General features: G+C 67.6%; 1 protein-coding gene. It reads right to left on the reverse strand.

Translation table 11 applies throughout. The features are described 5' to 3' along the window. Positions 1-187: 187 nt before the first annotated feature. Positions 188-601: ExbD/TolR family protein (locus IR141_RS12715; protein ID WP_368665560.1), on the reverse strand; the 414-nt coding region annotated here is incomplete at its 5' end.

The raw sequence follows: 601 nt of genomic DNA on the forward strand, positions 1-601 counted from the left end.
GGTCAGGGCGCCGATGAGCGCGGCGTGGACCAGAACCGCCAGCGCGACGGCGCGCAGGCGTCCCGGCGGACGCGTGGGGGCGAACTGGTCTCGGTCGTTGTGGGCGTGCATCGCGTTCGGAAACGGCTCCGGAAGGGGCGCGGCGAAAAAAGGGGAAACGGGCTGAGCGGTGGAGACGCGGGTGCGCCTAGCCGCCCGACTTGACGGTGAGGCCCACGCGCTGCACGCCCGCGCGCTGCAGCGCATCCATGGCCTTGACCACGGATTCGTAGGTCACGCCCTTGTCGGCGGTGATCAGCACCGGCGTGCCTTCTTCCTGCGTGGCCTGCCAGGTCTTGGCGGCGGCGCCGAGTTCCTTGAGCGTCACCGGGCGTTCGAGGTCGCCCGTCTTGAGCTGCAGGCTGCCGTCCTTCTGCACGATCACCTGCCCGAAGGACTTGGGCGGCTTGGCGCCCTTGCCGACGGAGGGCACGTCGATGCGGCTGGGGGTGAGCATGGGCGCGGTCACCATGAAGATGATGAGCAGCACCAGCATCACGTCGATGAACGGGACCATGTTGATCTCGTTCATCGACGTGATGCTGGTGCTGCTCATCATCTT

The organism is Neisseria sp. 19428wB4_WF04 (assembly GCF_015235335.1).
Taxonomy (GTDB): Bacteria; Pseudomonadota; Gammaproteobacteria; order Burkholderiales; family Neisseriaceae; genus Neisseria; species Neisseria musculi.